The 18,053-nt window shown below is 61.7% G+C and carries 15 protein-coding genes; 6 read left to right on the top strand and 9 right to left on the bottom strand.

Features of this window, described 5'->3' with window-relative positions:
• The first annotated feature begins 71 nt into the window (after window positions 1–71).
• The 5 genes from GOB94_RS05450 to GOB94_RS16805 all read left to right on the top strand — a co-directional run bounded on the left by GOB94_RS05450 (window position 72) and on the right by GOB94_RS16805 (window position 7,075).
• Window positions 72–989: a hypothetical protein gene (locus tag GOB94_RS05450; protein ID WP_220465000.1), complete on the top strand. Its 918-nt coding sequence runs from the start codon at window positions 72–74 to the stop codon at window positions 987–989.
• Window positions 989–1,162, top strand: a complete 174-nt coding sequence (locus GOB94_RS05445) for a hypothetical protein (protein WP_182277848.1) — start codon at window positions 989–991, stop codon at window positions 1,160–1,162. The genes GOB94_RS05450 and GOB94_RS05445 overlap by 1 nt, the downstream gene beginning before the upstream one ends.
• A gap of 153 nt (window positions 1,163–1,315) precedes the next feature.
• On the top strand, window positions 1,316–4,327 hold the full coding sequence (locus tag GOB94_RS05440; protein ID WP_182277847.1) for a TonB-dependent receptor: 3,012 nt from the start codon (window positions 1,316–1,318) through the stop codon (window positions 4,325–4,327).
• A gap of 113 nt (window positions 4,328–4,440) precedes the next feature.
• The gene (locus tag GOB94_RS05435; protein ID WP_182277846.1) at window positions 4,441–6,237 is read left to right on the top strand and encodes a mechanosensitive ion channel domain-containing protein; all 1,797 of its coding nucleotides are present in this window, start codon (window positions 4,441–4,443) and stop codon (window positions 6,235–6,237) included.
• 361 nt (window positions 6,238–6,598) lie between these two features.
• A complete protein-coding gene (locus GOB94_RS16805; protein WP_255484254.1) occupies window positions 6,599–7,075 on the top strand; it encodes a response regulator transcription factor in 477 nt (158 codons plus the stop codon).
• A gap of 159 nt (window positions 7,076–7,234) precedes the next feature.
• On the opposite strand, the gene GOB94_RS05425 is transcribed toward GOB94_RS16805, so the two are convergent.
• A complete protein-coding gene (locus GOB94_RS05425; protein WP_182277845.1) occupies window positions 7,235–8,848 on the bottom strand; it encodes a sensor histidine kinase in 1,614 nt (537 codons plus the stop codon).
• A gap of 389 nt (window positions 8,849–9,237) precedes the next feature.
• On the opposite strand from GOB94_RS05425, the gene GOB94_RS05420 reads away from it, so the two are divergent.
• A complete protein-coding gene (locus GOB94_RS05420) occupies window positions 9,238–9,780 on the top strand; it encodes a DUF4199 domain-containing protein (RefSeq protein WP_182277844.1) in 543 nt (180 codons plus the stop codon).
• A gap of 242 nt (window positions 9,781–10,022) precedes the next feature.
• On the opposite strand, the gene GOB94_RS05415 is transcribed toward GOB94_RS05420, so the two are convergent.
• The 8 genes from GOB94_RS05415 to uraD form a co-directional block, all read right to left on the bottom strand.
• On the bottom strand, window positions 10,023–11,444 hold the full coding sequence (locus tag GOB94_RS05415; RefSeq protein WP_182277843.1) for an NAD-dependent succinate-semialdehyde dehydrogenase: 1,422 nt from the start codon (window positions 11,442–11,444) through the stop codon (window positions 10,023–10,025).
• Window positions 11,445–11,683: 239 nt separating this feature from the next.
• The gene (locus GOB94_RS05410) at window positions 11,684–13,213 is read right to left on the bottom strand and encodes a M20 family metallo-hydrolase (RefSeq protein ID WP_182277842.1); all 1,530 of its coding nucleotides are present in this window, start codon (window positions 13,211–13,213) and stop codon (window positions 11,684–11,686) included.
• A 196-nt stretch (window positions 13,214–13,409) separates the two neighbouring features.
• Window positions 13,410–13,856 carry a (S)-ureidoglycine aminohydrolase gene (allE, locus tag GOB94_RS16800; protein WP_255484389.1) on the bottom strand — a complete coding sequence of 149 codons (447 nt, stop codon included), beginning with the start codon at window positions 13,854–13,856 and terminating at the stop codon, window positions 13,410–13,412.
• 390 nt (window positions 13,857–14,246) lie between these two features.
• Complete coding sequence (locus GOB94_RS05400) at window positions 14,247–15,482, bottom strand: allantoate amidohydrolase (protein WP_182277841.1); 1,236 nt, start codon at window positions 15,480–15,482, stop codon at window positions 14,247–14,249.
• 168 nt (window positions 15,483–15,650) lie between these two features.
• Window positions 15,651–15,986 (bottom strand): GIY-YIG nuclease family protein, encoded by a 336-nt coding sequence (locus GOB94_RS05395; protein ID WP_182277840.1) that lies wholly within the window; start codon window positions 15,984–15,986, stop codon window positions 15,651–15,653.
• 166 nt (window positions 15,987–16,152) lie between these two features.
• The gene (pucL, locus tag GOB94_RS05390; protein ID WP_182277839.1) at window positions 16,153–17,013 is read right to left on the bottom strand and encodes a factor-independent urate hydroxylase; all 861 of its coding nucleotides are present in this window, start codon (window positions 17,011–17,013) and stop codon (window positions 16,153–16,155) included.
• Window positions 17,014–17,089: 76 nt separating this feature from the next.
• Window positions 17,090–17,425 (bottom strand): hydroxyisourate hydrolase, encoded by a 336-nt coding sequence (gene uraH, locus GOB94_RS05385; protein WP_182277838.1) that lies wholly within the window; start codon window positions 17,423–17,425, stop codon window positions 17,090–17,092.
• Window positions 17,426–17,467: 42 nt separating this feature from the next.
• The gene (uraD, locus tag GOB94_RS05380) at window positions 17,468–18,001 is read right to left on the bottom strand and encodes a 2-oxo-4-hydroxy-4-carboxy-5-ureidoimidazoline decarboxylase (protein ID WP_255484253.1); all 534 of its coding nucleotides are present in this window, start codon (window positions 17,999–18,001) and stop codon (window positions 17,468–17,470) included.
• Window positions 18,002–18,053 lie beyond the last annotated feature (52 nt).

Below are 18,053 nucleotides of genomic sequence, written 5' to 3'. Positions count from 1 at the left end.
TATGAGGGCACAGGTGGAGCCGAAAGATTGTGAGACAAGAGATGCAAAGACGCTGGTTGCAACGGGGAACGATGGTCGCGGTAGCAGCGGTGGCGCTGATGGTTCCGCGCACGATGACGGCCCAGACCCCACACCAGGCCGGGACGGTAAAGGCGACATCCGCGAACGGATTGACGCTGACCACTTCGGCGGGGCAGGACTACACGGTGACGGTGTCACCTGCGACGAAGGTGCTGATTGTGCCGCCCGGAGCTGCGGCGAAGGACGCGAAGGCGGGCACAGTGGCCGACATTGTGGTGGGCGACAAGGCGATCGTGCTGGGCACCGCGGGCGATACGGGCACGACGCTGGCGGCGTCCAAGATGTATGTGCTGAAGGCGGCGGCGATTGCGCAGAGCCATGCCGCAGAAGAGGCGGCGTGGACGCAGGGCATCGGCGGCATTGTGAAGAGCGTCGATGTAGCCGGCAGCAAGGTTGAGCTTTCCAGCGGGCTGAAGACAGTGACGGTGGCGGTGACGCCATCGACGGTGATTCGGCACTACTCGGGCGATTCGGTGAGCTTTACGGATGCGACGGTGTGCCCGTTGACGGCTGTGAAGGTAGGCGACCAGCTGAGGGTGCGCGGCACCAAGGCTATGGACGGGCTGACGATTACCGCAGACGAGATGGTGGCGGGGACGTTCAGGAACTTCTCCGGGCTGCTGACAGTAGTGGATGCTTCAGCGGGGACGGTTACGCTGAAGGACCTGGCGACGAAGAAGATGGTGACGGTAACGGTCACGCCGAAGAGCAACGTGCGGCGGATCGCTCCGCGGATGGCGGAGATGATTGCAGCGCGGATGAAGGGCACTAGCGCAGGGCAGGGCGCGGGGCGGCGAACTCGACTGGATCGGCGCAGCGCGCGGGCCGCGGAGGCGCGGACCTTTCGCAGATGTTGTCGCGGCTGCCGACGGAGACAGTCGCGAACCTTAAGACGGGTGAGGCCGTGATGATCGTGGCGAGTTCGCCGGCTGAAGACCCGGGTAAGAGCACCGTTGTAACGATGGTGGTTGGCGTGGAGCCGTTGTTGACGGCCTCGCCTTCCGGAGAGATGACGCTGTCGCCGTGGAGCCTGGGCAGTGGCGCAGAGGGAGCGGATGCTGCTGGCGGCGGTGGCCGGTAAGCCCAAAGAAGCCCTCCGGGCGCTGGAAGGCGGATCGAGATGAGTGCAGAGAAGTGGGCCTCGTAACACGTGCACGAGGCGTAAGGAAAGTTCTGTCGGTGGGAGCCGGTGCAGGCCGTGCAACTGCTAGTGAGATAGCTATTAGGAGAGACAATGTTTTTGCGTAAGCAGACGATGAAGATGTGGATTTACACGACAGCCGCTGCTATAGGGCTGGCGCCGGGGGCGATGACGATGGCGGCCCAGACGGCTGCCGCAGTCCCGATGGCGACCGCGCAAGCAGCACCGGCGAGTGCGGGAACGCGCGTGCATGGCACGGTGGTCGATCCGGATGGGTCGCTGATTCCGGGCGCGAAGGTGACGCTGACGCCGAGCAAGGGAGCGGCGGCGAAGCAGATGAGCTCGGGCAGCGATGGCACGTACAGCTTGACGGTGCCTCCGGGGACGTACACGCTGGTGGTGCAGATGCCGGGGTTTGCGACGTACTCGGCGCTGAACATGAAGGTGCTGCCAGGCGTGGCGGGACAGACGTTCGACGTGAAGATGCAGGTGGGCACAGACGTGACGATCAACGTGGATGACACGGCGGCGCAGTTGTCCGTTGATCCGGACAGCAATGCCAGTGCGACAGTGCTGGCAGGCAAGGACCTGGATGCACTGTCGGACGACCCGGACGATCTGCAGAGCGAGTTGGAGGCGCTGGCCGGACCGGCGGCAGGACCGAATGGAGCGCAGTTCTACATCGATGGCTTTACGGGTGGACAGTTGCCGCCGAAGCAGTCGATCCGCGAGATCCGCATCAACCAGAACCCGTTCTCGGCACAGTATGACAAGCCGGGCTTCGGGCGCGTGGAGATCTTCACGAAGCCGGGCTCGGACCAGTTTCACGGCGGCTTTCAGTTCAACGCGAATGACAATGCATTGAATACGGGCAGCCCGATCGTGCAGGCGGGTGTGCCACAACCGGCGTACCACACGTTCTTGCTGAACGGACAGATCAGCGGGCCGATCAATAAGAACTCGTCGTTCACGTTTGGCGGCCAGTACCGCGATATTCAGAACAACTCGATCATCGATCCGGAGTCTCTCTACTCGGAGATTGCGAACCCAGGAACACCGTGCGCGCCGGGACAGACGACGGGTTGCGAGACACTGAACTTCCTTCAATATACGGCGGCGGTTGCCGCTCCGCAGACGCGTTATGACGTGAGTCCGCGCGTGGATCTGGCATTGGGCGCAAACAATACTTTGACGATGCGGTATCGCGACGAACATGCAACGCTGAATAATCAGGGCATCGGTGGAATCCAGTTGCCTGATAACGCTTATACGGCGACGCAAGGCGAGCAGGACGTCCAGATCAGCGAAAATGCGACACTTTCGCAGAAGGTCATCAACGAGATCCACTTTGAGTGGCAGCGCAGCTCAACGGCGGATACGCCCTTGAATACGACGCCGCAACTTTCCGTTGCCGGTGGCTTTGTGACAGGCGGCGATGCCAGCACAGGGACGACGAAAGATGTGCAGAACCACTTCGAGTACCAGAACTACACGTCCATTGCATTGGCGCACAACTTTATCCGGTTTGGCGGGCGCGTGCGGCAGACGTTTGATACGAATACGACCAATGCAAACTCAAATGGCTCTTTCACGTTCCTGAGTACTGCGACAGCGACAGCGCTGCAGAACTACATCAACGGCACGCCGAGCCAATTCTCGATTGTGACTTACAACCAGCCGACAACCAAGGCCACGACCGTGGATGCAGGCCTGTATGCAGAGGATGATTGGAAGCCGAAGCCGAATGTGACATTCAGCTACGGTGTTCGATATGAGACGCAAAACTTCATCCATGACAAGGCAGACTTTGCACCGCGTGTGGCGCTGGCCTACGGCGTAGGCAAGAAGAAGAGCGGTGGGCCGGCTGTAGTGGTGCGCGCGGGATTTGGTTTGTTCTATGACCGCCTGGCCCTGGGCAACCAGTTGGACACGGTGCAGGAGAACGGCACGAACCAAGTGCCATCGACGACAACGAACGTACCGTTCAGCAATGCGGCTGGTTCTACCTGCTCCACGACGGTGGTGACTGGTTGCGGCGCGACGCCGACTGCGGGCCATGTGCAGACGCAAGAGGTGCAGACGAAGGCGAACTTCTCGAGGAACTATCGCTCGCCTTACCAGGAGCAGACGAACCTGGGAGCCGACATTCAGCCGTTCAAGTATGCGACGGTCTCGTTCAACTATCAGCATGTGGTCGGCATTCATCAGTTGTTGAATGCCAACCTGAATGCAGCAGCGGATGTGACAGACCCGAACGCGCCGATCAAAAACACATATTTGACCGAGGGCTACTATCGGCAGAACCAGTTCATTACGAACTTCAATTACCGCGGTTCGGCCCGTTGGTCGCTGTCGAGCTTCTATGTGATCAACTTCGATACGAAGTCGGATACGGCGGGCGTGAGCAGCCAGCCCACGGACCCTTACAACATTGGTGCAGATTTCGGTCGCGCGAGCTTTGACATCAAGAACCAGCTGTTTTTGTTCGGCAGCTTCAACTTCCCGCACCTGATCTCGGTCTCGCCGCTGGTGGCGGCGCGCTCGGGAACGCCAGTAAACATCACGACGGGTGAAGATAACTTCGGCTACCTGACGAACAACACGCGCCCCATCTTTGCGACGGCTGGTACGCCGGGGGCAAAGACATTTGCGGGCTGCGGCACCTTCGTCGATCCAGGCAAGAGCCCCGGCGCGCCGTACGCGCAGATTCCGACGAACTATTGCACGGGGCCGGCGTCGTTTACGACGAACGTGCGTATCAGTAAGACGATCGGTTTCGGGCAGAAGAAGGGCGTGGCTGGTGTTGAGCAGGGCCGCGGTCCTGGCCAGGGCGGTCCTCCTCCGGGTAGTGGCGGGCCGGGCGGTGGTGGTCATCGCGGCGGTGGTGGCGGTGGCGGATTCCATGGCGGCGTCTCCAGCGGCCGGAAGTACAACCTGGTGCTAGCGGTGCAGTTCCAGAACCTGTTCAACGTAGTGGACCGCGCCGCGCCTAACGGCACGTTGAGCTCGCCAAGCTTTGGACAGCTGACAGGATTGGCTGGATCACTGTTTACCACCAACGATGCTGTTCGGCGCGTGCAGCTGTCGGCTTCGTTCAACTTCTAAAAGCAGGAAGTAGTGAGTAGGAAATAGGAAGTAGCAAGGTGAGGGCGCGGCTTTGAGGGCTGCGTCCTTGCCCTGTTAACGGCTGTAAAGCGAGAGAGTGCGAAAATGGAACGATGAAGGGTTCTCGGGGCAGGAATACTGTGCAGGGTGGGGGGACGGAGTCGCCGCTGCTGGGCAAGTTTGCGCGGACGACGTTGACGGTGTTGTTGGTGGCGCTGGGGATTGGGCTGGCGATTGCATGGCGGACGAACGATGCGATGGCGGACCTCCCGTTCCTGCGCAAGGGGATGCGCGGCCAGGAGAAGACCCTGGTGGATGAGACTCCGTGGAAGACGGCGCAGACGCTGGCGGCGCTGGCCGTGTCTCAGGAGGAGTTGACGTTTGCGCGGCAGGCGGAGCGCCTGGCAGACCATGAGGTGGACCAGGCGTTCGCGACGGCGTTGCGCGAGCAGAACCTAAAGCAGCGGACGCTGACGGGCGAGGCGCTGGAGCTACAGAAGAAGGTGACGCAGCTGACGGCGCTGGTGGCGAGCGATCAGGTGGCGCTGAACAGTGTGGCGAAGGGCAGCGATGACGAGGACATTGCGAAGGCGCAGCTGGGGCTCGACCAGGACCAGCTGGACGATGCGAAGGGCGACCTGGCGCGGGCGAGCGGCGATGAGCGCGGCGCGATCCAGCAGGAACTGACGGCGCGCGAGGCGTCGATGAAGCAGTATGACGCGGCGGGTGGCGTGGGCAATGGGCAGGTGGCGGTGCTCGCGGTGTCGCGGTACCGGACGCTGTCGGGGCTGGTTACGGCGTGGCGCAGCCAGAACAACCGCTATGCGCTGGTGCTGCAGGCGCAGGCAGCGGCGCAGAGCGATGCCGCGAACCTGACGACTCAGCACAATGCGTTGGAGCAGGCGGCCACGACGAGCGGCAACAGCGCGGCTGCGAATGCGGGGACGATGGCGAGCTCCGACCGGTTGACCGGGTTGAAGCGGATGGCTCTGCAGCGTGAGCTAGTGACGCTGTATGACGACCGCATAGCGACCGAGAACCGGCTGGCCGATGTGTATGGGCGGTGGGCGACGCAGCTTACGCTGCAGCACCGGATTGTGGCGCACCTGATTGTGGTGCAGGTGATGATCGTGCTGGTGATCCTGATTATAGGGATCGTGCTGAGTGCGCTGGCGCGGCGGATTGCGGAGCGTGAGACGGCCGACCGGCGAAGGGCGCGGACGCTGAGCTGGATTGCTCGGTTGAGCGTTCAGGGCGTGATGTTGCTGGCTATCCTGATGGTGGTGTTTGGTTCGCCGAGCCAGTTGTCGACGGTGATTGGGCTGGTGACAGCTGGGTTGACGGTGGCATTGCAGGACTTCATCCTGGCGTTTGTGGGGTGGTTCATCCTGATGGGTAAGAGCGGCGTTGGCGTCGGCGATGCGGTGGAGATCAACGGCGTTTCGGGAGAGGTGGTTGAGATTGGCGTGTTTCGAACGACGCTGCTGGAGACGGGGAACTGGGCGTCGGCGGGGCACCCGACGGGGCGGCGGGTGGCGTTCAACAACAAGTATGCGATCAGTGGGCAGTACTTCAACTTCTCGACTTCTGGGCAGTGGTTGTGGGACGAGTTTACGGTGACGGTTCCGGTGGACCAGGATGTGGCCGCGACGATGGGCCGGGTGCTGAAGACGGTGACCGAGGCGACGGCTGAGGACGCCAAGGCGGCGGAGGCGGAGTGGGCGCAGGTGTCGCGGCAGCGGGGGCTGAGCCAGTTCTCGGCTGAGCCGGCGGTGAATGTGCGGCCGGCGGGCAGCGGCGCGGAGCTCGTGGTTCGGTATGTGACGCGGGCAGCGGGACGCTTTGAGCGGCGAAGCTCGCTGTCGGAGCTGGTGCTGAAGACGCTGCGGGTTGAGGCGCCGGCGAAGTAGGTACCCCCTCCCCCTCCCCCATGTAGTGGTGGTATCCAGTGGAATCAGCGACTTACCGGGTGATCCCGGGGGTAAGTGGCTGATTCTTTAGATGGTTGCGGGTATGATATTGCTAGCAAAGGGGATAGAGGACAGGGGATAGAGCGGGCTGGGGCGGGTTTACGGCTTCAGTTGCCAGTTTGCCAGTTATCCAGTGAGCCAGTTTGTTCCTACTTCTATTTTAGGGGTTTGAGGTGGGGGAATGTGTTTCTGGATGTGGTTTGGAATGTGGGGGTTATGGGATTGAGCGCTTGACAGGATTTAAGAAGGCACGCTCCTGTCCGCTGGGATTGGATGGCGCAGTAAAATCCAGCCAATAAGCATGAAGCGTCCTGTTCTCAGCCCCGTCCTTGGCCATGTCCTGCTTTTGGGGTTCGTTGGTGGCGTGCTGATCGCTGTCCTGCGCTGGTCGGAGTATCAGTTCCTGGTCATCGAGCACTCGCTGGAGATTTATGGGGCTCTTGTTGCCGTCATCTTCGCTGGCTTCGGGATTTGGTTGGGGATCAAGCTGACCAAGCCCCGCGAGAAAGTCGTGCTGCGCGAGGTACTGGTTCCTGCCGAAGCGCCGGTCTCTTTTGCGGTGAACCAGGGACAGCTCGATGTGCTGGGGATTACGCCCCGTGAGCTCGAGATCCTCAGCCTCATCGCGCAAGGCCTAAGCAACCGCGAAATCGCCGGGCGGCTCTTCGTCAGCGAGAATACCGTCAAGACCCATTGCAGCCGCGCCTTCGACAAGCTGGGTGCGCGACGCCGGACGCAGGCGGTGCAGCTCGGCAAGCAGTTAGGACTGCTCCCGTAGAGCTGTCTCGCAGTCGGTGTGAAGTGTTCGAGCTGGAGGTTGCTGGAACGTCGTTTACCGCGGACAACACATTCTCTTTGCCATCAGTACCGATAAGCCGACCTGTAGGTATCTATCATTCCGCCATCCCGCGTTCAGCATCGTCAAAGCTTGCCATAATCACTGTCCACGAGCAATGTCATACAACGTTACTCGTGGCAGATGAATGCGAACGGTCGTTCCGTGCCTGTCCGCGCTTTGGTTGCTTTCAATCTCAATCCGGCCACCGTGCCCCTCGACGAACTGCTTTGCGACAAATAAGCCAATCCCGGTCCCGATCGTACTGCGGGTCGTATAAAAGGCCTCGAAGACCGAGGGCATGTCTTTAGGTGCAATTCCAACTCCAGTATCCCTGATGGTTACGACCAGATCGCCATTCACGCCGTCAGCATCACCAACTGAAATGAACAGCATGCCTCCCGACGGCATTGCGTATATTGAATTCGCGATCAAGTTGGAGACAACTTGCATCATCTCTCCCCGTCGTAATACCAGCGCCTTCGTTGAGGTGAGAGATTTTTCGATGGTGATTCCGTTAGTCGCGCAACGTGGTTCATAGATCGTGCTGGCGTGTTGGACCAGTTCGGAAAGTGAAGTTGCAACGGCGGCTGTGTGCTCGCGGTAGAAGCCTAGTGTTTGTTTGGCGATATGGGAGACGCGCGCAATTTCGCTTTCGGCAGTGGCAAGATACTCGATTCCTGCAGAGTCAGTGACCGAGGGCCGCAGAAGGTAGAGTAGGTTCGTGATGGCTTCGAGAGGGTTGTTGACCTCATGCGCAATTGTTGAAGCCATTCTCCCCGCAGCGGCGATCTTCTCGGACTGCAGCAGCGAACTTTCGATTCGTTTTCGGTCTGAGATGTCACGCAGGATTTTGGAGGCGCCAATCACTCGTCCATGATCGTCTCTGATAGGCGAAACGGTGATTGAGACATTCAGACGCCGTCCGTCCTTCGTGAGACGCACTGTTTCGAAATGCTCGATACGTTCTCCTGCGCGTATTTTTCCAATGATGATCGCTTCGTCGGAGTGAAATTCCTCGGGAATGAGCTTCAGAATCGAAGCCCCAATCATTTCTTCAGGGCTATAGCCCAAAATTCGGATTGCTCCCGTATTCCAACTTGTAATGATCCCGTTGAGATCTTTGCTCAGAATGGCGTCATCCGACGAGTCCACGATAGCGGCTAGTTCACCCAGATGCCGCTCAGTCTTTTTTGAAAGCACGAGCGCCGCTTCCAGGCGCGCTACCGCTTTACGTTGCTCCAGCAATGCTTGAACCTGCCTCGCCAGTGACTCAAGGGCTGCAATTTGCGCTGAAGAGAGTTGACGGGGCCTGTTGTCGAAGACGCAAACCATCCCGAGGACGTGACCGTTCGGAGCCATAATCGGGGCACCGGCGTAGAAACGAATCTGTGGTCCGTCCAACACGAGCGGATTCTTCGAGAAGCGCGGATCTAGAAGAGTATCTTCGATGATCAGAGTTTCCGGGCGAAAGATAGCGTAGGCGCAAAAGCCATCCGAACGACTGGACTCATTCGTTCCAAAACCAACTTCGGACTTAGACCATTGGCGATCTCTATCGACGAAGGTGATGGTGGAGTAGGGGGTCTCACAAAAGTACGTCGCCAGCGCCGTCACGTCATCGTAACCCTGTTCCGGCGGACTATCGAGAATGCCGTACGAGTGCAGGGTCGCTAATCGTTCCGCATCGTTGTCCGGAGTTGGTGCGACAAGCATCAGGCGCTTCCTCAAAGTGCGTCTTTATTAAAGCAGTTTGCCTGAGAGCGGACAAACATGAATCCCCGCATCCGAGAGGAGGCTGTATCGGTTGTGAGAAATACGTTTCTGCTGACCAACCACCTAAAGCTAACAGCTGAGGACATGAAGTTCTCCAAGAGTTGTTTTTTCGTACTTGAGTCGTTCCCATCAAACTGCCCCCTATCCGGTATTCCCGAAAAACGTCACTCGCATCCCCCAGGATTGGGCGCAGTCACAGGGAAATTACTCTAAATTCTCACTCCAAAGCATGATTTCCCTCGTCCATCCCCAAATCACCCGAAAGCATGACGACAATCGTGGCCTCCGCGCTGCAAAGTAATCTCCAGATTAACCCTCAGGAGCCTCCCATGAAGAAGACCATCCTCACGTTCGGCCTCATCTCCGGCATTCTTGCCTCCCTGATGATGCTTGCCATGCTGCCCTTTTTCAAATATTTCGAACATGGCAATATGGGCATGGTCGTTGGCTATACAGACATCGTTCTGGTGGCGCTGCTGATCTTCTTCGGCATCCGCTCGTATCGCGACAATCAGGCTGGGGGAGTGATTACGTTTGGGCGTGGCTTTGCGATTGGCCTTGGCATCTCGCTGATCTCGTGCGTGCTGTATGTCGCCGCATGGGAGATTGTTTACTTCAACTTCATGCACGGGTCGATGGACAACTACTTTGCCCGCCTTGTCGAGAAGGCGCAATCGTCAGGCGGGACAGCGGAGGCGATCCAGGCCAAGGTGGCGTCGATACGGCATTCGCAGCAGCTTTATGAGAACCCGCTGGTGAACTCGCTTTATACGTTTATTGAGCCGTTTCCTGTGGACCTGCTGATTACGGTGATCTCGGCGGCGGTGTTGCGCAGGAAGACGCGGGCGGGTTCGGTTGCGGCGACGGCGTAGGAGCTGCGTTGCAAAGGGAAGGGTGTGGGTAGAGAAGCAGGTCTCTCCGCTACGCATCGCGATGAAGCTGCGATGCTTCGGTCGAGATGACACGGCATGGGTAGAGACGCGGGTCTCTCCACTGCGCCAAACGATAGAGCCGTTTGGCTTCGGTCGAGATGACACATCTTAGCTGGGGTGGTGGCCAGGTTCCCGAGGCGTGTGGGGTGGTGGCCTGGTTTCCGAGGAGGGTGAGTTGGTGGCTAGTCTTCGAAGAGGGTGGGTTGGGGGCGGAGGGTGCCGGGGCGTTCGGCTACGATGACGGTTTTGGCGTTCATGAACTCCTTCATGCCGGCGGCTGCCAGCTCGCGGCCGTAGCCGCTCTTTTTGATGCCGCCGAAGGGGAGGCGGGGGTCGCTGGCGACGAGGGCGTTGACGAAGACGGCGCCGCACTGGAGGTCGGAGACGAAGCGCTGCTGCTCGGTGAGGTCGTTGGTCCAGACGCTGGCGCCGAGGCCGTAGGGGGTGTCGTTGGCGAGGGTGATGGCCTCTTCGATGGAGGAGACTTTGAAGAGCAGGGCGAGCGGGCCGAAGGTCTCCTGCTTGACGATGTCGGCGGTGGGTGGGACGCCGGCGATGACGGTGGGTTGGACGAAGTTTCCCGAGGCTAACGGTTCTGGGAGATGCAGGCGCTCGCCGCCGGTGAGGACGGTGCCGCCGGCGGCCTTGCAGGCTTCGATCTGGGTGAGAAGCGTTTCGAGGAAGCGGGGTGCGGCGAGCGGGCCGAGCTGGGTGGTGGGCTGCGTGGGGTCGCCGACGCGCTGGGCGGCCATGGCGGCGGTGAAGCGGCGGGTGAAGGGCTCGTAGATGGAGTCGTGGAGGATGAAGCGCTTGGCGGCAATGCAGGACTGGCCGTTGTTCTGGCAGCGGGCGCGGACGGCGGTGTCGACGGCGGTGATGATGTCGGCCGAGCGCATGACGAGGAAGGGGTCGGAGCCGCCGAGCTCGAGGACGGTTTTCTTGAGGAACCAGCCGGCCTGGGCGGCGACGGCGCGGCCCGCGACCTCGGAGCCGGTGAGGGTGATGGCGGCGATGCGCGGGTCGGCGATGACGGCTTCGACCTGCTCGGTTTCGATGAGGAGCGTTTGGAAGCTGCCGCGGGGGAAGCCGGCACGGCGGACGAGGGTTTCAATCGCGAGGGCGCACTGCGGGACGCTGGGTGCGTGCTTGAGGAGCGCGACGTTGCCCGCCATGAGCGCTGGTGCGAGGAAGCGGAAGACCTGCCACAGAGGGAAGTTCCAGGGCATGATGGCGAGGATGACGCCGAGGGGGTCGTAGCGGACGTAGGACTCGGCGTGCTGGGTGGCGACGTGCTCGGGGGCGAGGAGGCTTGCGGCGTTCTCGGCGTAGAAGCGGCAGGCGGTGATGCATTTGGCGATCTCTTCGCGGGCGGCGGTGAGGGTCTTGCCCATCTCGGCGGTCATGGTGGCGGCGAGCTCGTCGGTGTCGGACTCGAGGAGCATGGCGAGACGGCGCATCCAGAACATGCGCTGGTCGAGACGGAGCTGCGGGTAGGTGCGGGCGGCGTCGGCGGCGAGAGAGAGGCGGAGCTCAAGCTGCTCGGGAGTGAGCGCGGGGAAGGTCTTGAGGAGCTCGTTGGTGGCCGGATTGATGGATTGGATCATGAGGGGTAGTGATAAGTGGAGAGTGGTAAGTGCTAGTTGAGTGTCGCTTAGATTGAGGGGTTGTGCCAGTGACGATAGGTGGGCGGTGTACGCTCGCGCCTGCGGCGCTTGCTGCGGTAGACGCAGGTCTCTCCGCTACGCATCGCGATGAAGCCGCGATGCTTCGGTCGAGATGACACTTCCTGGGTGGGTTTATGGGGGTTATGGTTTGTTGGTAGGGGGGATTGTGGTTCGTTGGGCTACTCGTTGGCTAGCTGGGCGAGGGCGCGGGCGAGGATGCGGGTGCCGAGGGTGATGGACTCGGGGGTGGCGTACTCGTCGGGGCGGTGGGAGACGCCGTTGCGGCAGGGGATGAAGAGCATGGCGACGGGGGCGATACGGGCCATGAAGTTGGTGTCGTGGTAGGCGCGGGAGACCATCTTCTTGTAAGGGATGTGCTCGTCGTCGCAGAGGGCGGTGAGGGTGGAGACGAGGTGGTCGGCGCTGATGGCGGGGGTGTCGGCGTTAATACGCTCTTCGGTGATGCGGACGCCGCGGCGGGACTGGATTTCTGCGATGTCGGCGCGGAGGGCGGACATGGTGTGCTCGCGACGCTCGGGGTCGGTGTCGCGGATGTCGAGCATGAGGGTGACGCGCGACGGGACCGAGTTGACGGCGCCGGGATGGACGTTGATGGCGCCGACGGTGGCGACGGAGTCTACGCCGGATTCGCCGGTGAGCTTGGCTTCGGCGTTGGCGGCGAGGGTGTGGCGTTCGACGGAGAGGATGATCTCGGAGGCGGCGGTGAGGGCGTCGCGGCGGTCGGGCATGAGGAGAGCGCCGGCGTGGCCTCCGTGGCCTTCGACGATGAAGCGGTAGCTGGCCGGGGCGGCGATGTGGGTGACGATGCCGAGGATGGTCTTGCTTTCCTCCGGGGCTAAAGCCCCGTCTTCATGGGTGGACTTTTCAGGGGCCTGAAGGCCCCTGCTCCCTCCGGATGGGCTGAAGCCCGTCCCCTTCAAAACCGATCCCGTCTCCTTCAAAGCGCTCTCTTTCATTTCGCGTTCGAGGAGTGGGCCCTGTTCGATGTGGAGCTCGACCCAGGCGTGGTAGTAGCCGATGGGGAGTGGGACGTCGGTGAGCGGGCCGGTGAAGCCGGCAGCGGTGCGGACGTCGTGGAGGGTGAGGCGGGCGTCGTGTGAGCCCACCTTAGCCTGCGATGAAGCTGCAGGCGAAGATGGGGCACCCGGCTTTGTGGTGGATGGAGCACCCAGCTCTGTTTCGGAGATGAGGTCGGGGAGGGCGTCGGCTTTGGCGGGTGAGAGGACGCCGCCGAGGAGGCGCGAGCCGAGGCAGCCGATGCCGAAGCGGGTGGGCTCTTCGCTGGTGAACATGAGGAGTTCTAGGGTGCGCTTGGGGATAAAGCCGTACTCTTTGAGCGAGCGCAGGGCTTCGAGGCCGCCGAGGACGCCTACGGTGCCGTCGTACATGCCGGCGTGGGGGATGGCGTCGGTGTGTGAGCCGGTGCCAACGACGCCGAGGCCCTCGTCGGAGCCCGGCCAGCGGATGAAGATGTTGCCGACGGGGTCGACGCGAGTTTGGAAGCCGGCTGCTTGAGCGAGAGAGATGAGCCAGGCGCGGGCTTCGAGGTCGCGCGGGGTGAAGACGATACGCGTGACGGCGACGGCGGGTGCGGGGAAGCTGGGGTCGGTGGCGGGTGGGCAGTCGGTGAGCGTGGCGAGGTGGTGGAGCTCGTTGAGGAGACGCTCGGAGTTGATGGTGACTTGCATGATGTTGATGGTAGTACGGAGAGTGTCTCCGGGGCTAAAGCCCCCTGCTCCCTCCGGGGTACGCTCGCGCCTGCTGCGCATCGCTGGGGCAAAATGCAGGTCTCTCCGCTGCGCATCGCGATGAAGCCGCGATGCTTCGGTCGAGATGACACATTTGTGAAGCAAACGCATCCAATGAGGTACCGCTAAAAGCTGTTTACAGAGTGTGTCTGTTGAAGTCTTTGTAGATGAGATATTTTGCGGGCTGCTTGCCGATGGCGCCGAACCACTGTGGGCAGTAGGGTGCCATCCAGATGAAGTCGCCTGCGGTGGTGGGATACCAGCTGTCGCCGAGGCGGTAGATGCCGCCGCCCGAAAGCATAAGAAGGCCGTGCTCCATGTAGTGGACCTCGACCTGCGAGAGCGCCGCGCCGGGGGCGTAGGTCATGGTGTTGCAGGCGAAGTCGAAGGCGAGGGATGCGGGCAGCAGCGAGCGGACGAGGAGGTCGGGGTCGCCGTTGAGCGGCGTGGCGGGGAGGTACTGCTCGCGGCCGATGAGGAACTCGGGGTTAGGTTCGGAGTCGAGCGGGAGGAAGGGTTTGTCGATGACAACGACGCGGGCGGTTGTGAGGGCTGTGAGGGTGTGCGTGTGGTCGGTGGGGATGTAGGCGTAGCCGCCGGGGCGAGCTTGTGCAGCTTACGCGAGCCTTCTACCGAGAGCGAGAGCTTGCCTTCGAGGACGTAAAGGAGCCGCTGCGTGGGGCCTTGCGTGAGCGTGCCGCCAGGGGCTAGCTCGATAGTCATCTGCGTGAACGCTGCGCCTGCAGCGGGGGCGACGTGCACGATGGCGAGGCCGTTGGTGAGGCCGGGCAAAGGCGTCCGGATGAAGGTATCCGGTGTGAGCAGCAGGTGGTCGCGCTGGTTGGCGCTGCGGGTTTGGCCGAGGTTGAACATGTGCAGTGATTCTATGGGAGACAGGACGATTCTCGCTGGGATGGGCTGGTGTGCGAGATGCCGAAGGTAACGGTGAGGCAGGGAATAGGGAGTAGAAAGATCAGGTGTGGGGGTGGAGGTGGAGCAGGAGGTTGAGGAGAGTCGCGAGGGCGGCTTCTACGTCCTGTTCGCGGACGGTTTCGCCGGGGTGGTGCGAAAGGCCGCCGGGGGAACGGAGGAAGAGCATGGTGGTGGGGACGTGCGGGGCGAGGATCATGGCGTCGTGGCCGGCGCCAGAGAAGAGGGATTTTGCGTCGTGGCCGGTGCGCTCGGCTGCCTGATGGAGATGGACGGTAAGGGCGCGGTCCATGGGGACGGCCTTTTGCTCGGAGGTGAGGGTGGCGGCGACGGTGCAGCCGTGGAGGTGGGCGGCGGCTTCGGCGCGCGTGAGCAGATGGGCGACGGCGGCGTGGCGGGACTCGTCGCGGGGGTGGCGGACGTCGAGCGTGAGGCGGACGGTGCCGGGGACGACGTTGACGGCTCCGGGCAGGGCTTCAATGTGGCCGACGGTGGCGACGAGCTGCTTGTAGTTGGCGGCGTAGGTGCTGGTCTCCGCGATGAAGGTGGCGGCTGCGACGAGGGCGTCGTGGCGCAGGGCCATGGGTGTGGTGCCGGCGTGGTTGGCGTGGCCGGTGAAGGTGAGGGCGAAGCGCGATTGGCCGACGATGGCTTCTACGACGGCGAGGGAGGCGTCGTCGGCTTCGAGGACGGGGCCCTGCTCGATGTGGACTTCGATGGCGGCGAAGGTGTTGGGGGGGAGTGGGCAGGTTTCGGCGATGCGGTTGGGGTCGAGACCGAAGTTTGTGATGGCTTGTGCAATGGTGATGCCGTTGGCGTCGGTGCGGGCGAGGTCGGCGGCGGTGAGCTGGCCGGTGGCGGCGAGTGAGGAGAGGAAGGGGAAGCTGAAGCGGACGCCCTCTTCTTCACTGAAGGCGATGAGCTCGATGGCGAAGGGGAGTGGGGTGGCGTGGAGCTCTTCAATGGCGGCTAGCGCGATGAGGATACCGAGTGGGCCGTCGAAGGCGCCGGCGTTGGGGACGGTGTCGATGTGGGAGAAGAGGATGAGGGTGGGTGCGTCTTCTTTTGCAGAACGACGGACAGCGCGGAGGGAGCCGGTGTCGTCGGTGCGGGTGGTGAGGTGCGCCTGACGGAACCACCATTGGAGGAGCGTGTGGGCGTCGCGTGTGGCGGGCGAGAGGAAGAGGCGCGTGGTCTCGTTGGAGACGTCGGTGATGCGCGCGAGCTCGCGGCAGCGGGCGATGATGCGGGCAGCGCGGGTTGTGGATGAGTCGGGCATCGCAACTTCTATCTTGTCATGGCAGGGCTGGATGTCGTGTTGGTTCTAAACGCAGGTCTCTCCACTGCGCTTCGCTTCGGTCGAGATGACACATCTGTAAAGGGGGCAAAAATTCCTATGAAGTCGCACCTCTACCCAGGTCTTGCAGGTTTATCGCGAGACGTACGGTTAGTCCGCCGTGGGTGTAGCCGGTTCGCGGAAGAGGGGGATGGGTTTGCCCCAGTCTTCGCTGAGGTCTAGCCACGTTGGATTTTGGGATTCGATGAGCGCTAGTTTTTTGGTGCGGGACCAGCGCTTGAGTTGCTTTTCGCGGGCGATGGCGTTTTCTACGAAGGCGAAACGCTCGAGATAGACGAGTCGGGTGCAGTGGTAGGTCTTTGAGAAGCCTTCGTGGGTTCCTGCTTTGTGTTGGCGGACGCGGACTTCGATGTCGGAGGTGAATCCGATGTAGAGCGTGTGGCTACGGCTGGCCATGATGTAGACGTAATAGCGGTGTTCGCTCATAGCAGTTGTGGTGGTACTTAAACGCAGGTCTCTCCACTACGCGAACGATAAAGCTGTTCGCTCCGGTCGAGATGACACATCATGGGTGGTTGTGTCGCAAAGATTACGCTTCTTGGGTGGTCCAGTGATGGTTGATGCCTGATGTGTCGCAGGTGATTCAGTTGTGTCAGGCGCGGGTGATGGTGGCTTCGATGGTGCCGTGGGGTTCGTCGGTGGGGACGAAGATGTGGTTGGGGTTGGTGCGGTCGAAGCGGGCGAGGTCGATGAGGAGGTTGTGCTTGTTGGGCATGAGCATGTAGACGCTGTCGATGAGGTCGGTGTGCGCGAGGGCGGATTCGCCCATGGCGTAGAGGGTCTGCTGCACGCTGAGGGAGTTGTGTTGGGCAAAGGTGGAGAGCATGGCTTCGCGGAGGTGCGTACGGACCTTGTTGAAGTCGATGGATGAGGCAATGGCGGCGGGGGTGTAGGTCCATTCGGCTTTGACGACGGTGCCGAAGAGGCGGTCGGTGGTTTCGGGGAGCGTGGTGAGGGAGTCCTTGATGAAACCGGTGAAGCCGGACTGCGCGGTCTTGAGGACGAAGAGGCCGTCGAGGCCGGAGGTGATTTCGAACGCGGCATTTTGTTTGCGGGAGATGCGCGTGGTCTGGACTTCGTTGGAGCCGTGCATGAAGGCGGTAGGGTAGGGCTGGCCGTCGATGGTCATGCGCTTCCAGAGATGCGATTGGAGGATGCACTCGGCTGAGGAGACCTGCGGGTTGCGGGTGAGGATGTAGTCGATGAGGTCCTGCGCGTAGCCTTCGATGCTGGTGGCTTGGGTCTCGTGCGCGACGACGTAGATGGTGTTCTTCATCGTGTCGGTGGGGAGGATCTTGGAGTTGTCGCCGAGTGTGTGCGTGGTTTCGAAGTCGCCGGTGAGGAGAAGCTGGACGGTCCACTCGTCGAGGTCGTGATGGCCAGCGTGCTTGGTGAGGCGGATGACGCGGACGCGGGATTTGCCGTAGCGGTTGGTGGCGAGTTTGGTAGACATCGAGGGCTCCTGAGAGAGGTGGCGGCGGTTCGAGTTTTACTTATGGGTTTCGGGTTCAGGGTTTCGAGTTTCGGGTTCAACTGCCTCGGTAGGTGGTGTAGCCGTTGGCGGTGAGCAGAAGAGGGATGTGGTAGTGCTGGGTGGGGTCGGTGATGGTGAAGGTGATTTCGACGTAGGGGTAGAGGCTGGGGATTTTCTGCGCGGCGAAGTACTCGCCGGTGTCGAAGCGGATGCGATAGGTGGCGGCTTCGAGCGGGTGATCGCCGAGGAGAGTTTTGCAGCGGCCGTCGGTGTCGGTGATGCCCTGGCCGAGGGGGTGCCATAGTTTGTCGTGCAGGCGGGAGAGGCGCAGAGCGACGTCTGCTGCGGGGCGGCCGATGGCGGTGTCGAGGATGTGTGTGGAGAGTCCCATAAGGCAGAGTGTAGAGGATAGAGGGTAGAGCTTAGTGAAAAGCTATGGAGTGGCGAGCCACTTGCGGAGGCGGATTTGTGTGATCTGGCGTTGCTGTTCGGCTGCTTCGCGGAGCTCGGTGGCGGGGTCGTTGTGGAGGCGGTGGCGGAGGATGGCTAGCATCTCTGCTGCGGATTTGCCGGTGGCGCAGACGATGAAGATGTGGCCGAACTTTGCGTCGTAGTCGCGGTTGGCGGCGGCGAGTTCGGCCCGGATGGCGTCGTTGGGGTTGGCGGCGGATTGTTCGGCGGATGAGAATGCGAGGCTGGTCGCAGTTGCGGATTTGGCGTGCTGCTCGCCGATGCGGGGGTGGGAGTCGAAGGCTTGCTGCCAGTCGGATTCGGAAAGGCTGGTCCAGACACGGTCGGCGGTGCAGGTGAGGTCGAAGACGGTTTCGAAGGGGCGGAGGGCAGCCATGTTTTCGGCCCAGGCTCGCGAGCCGTTGCAGGGAAGGATGGCGTCGGCGGCAGAGTGCTCGTCGAGGGTGTTCCAGGTGGCGAGGGTGGGGTTGTCGGGCATCGGTTCCTCTGCAAGCATCGCGAAATGCAGGTCTCTCCGCTGCGCATGACGGTGAAGCTGTCATGCTTCG

The organism is Granulicella sp. 5B5 (assembly GCF_014083945.1).
Lineage (GTDB): Bacteria > Acidobacteriota > Terriglobia > Terriglobales > Acidobacteriaceae > Granulicella.
Note: the sequence above shows the minus strand (reverse complement) of the source record. Positions and strands in the feature narration are given on the sequence as shown.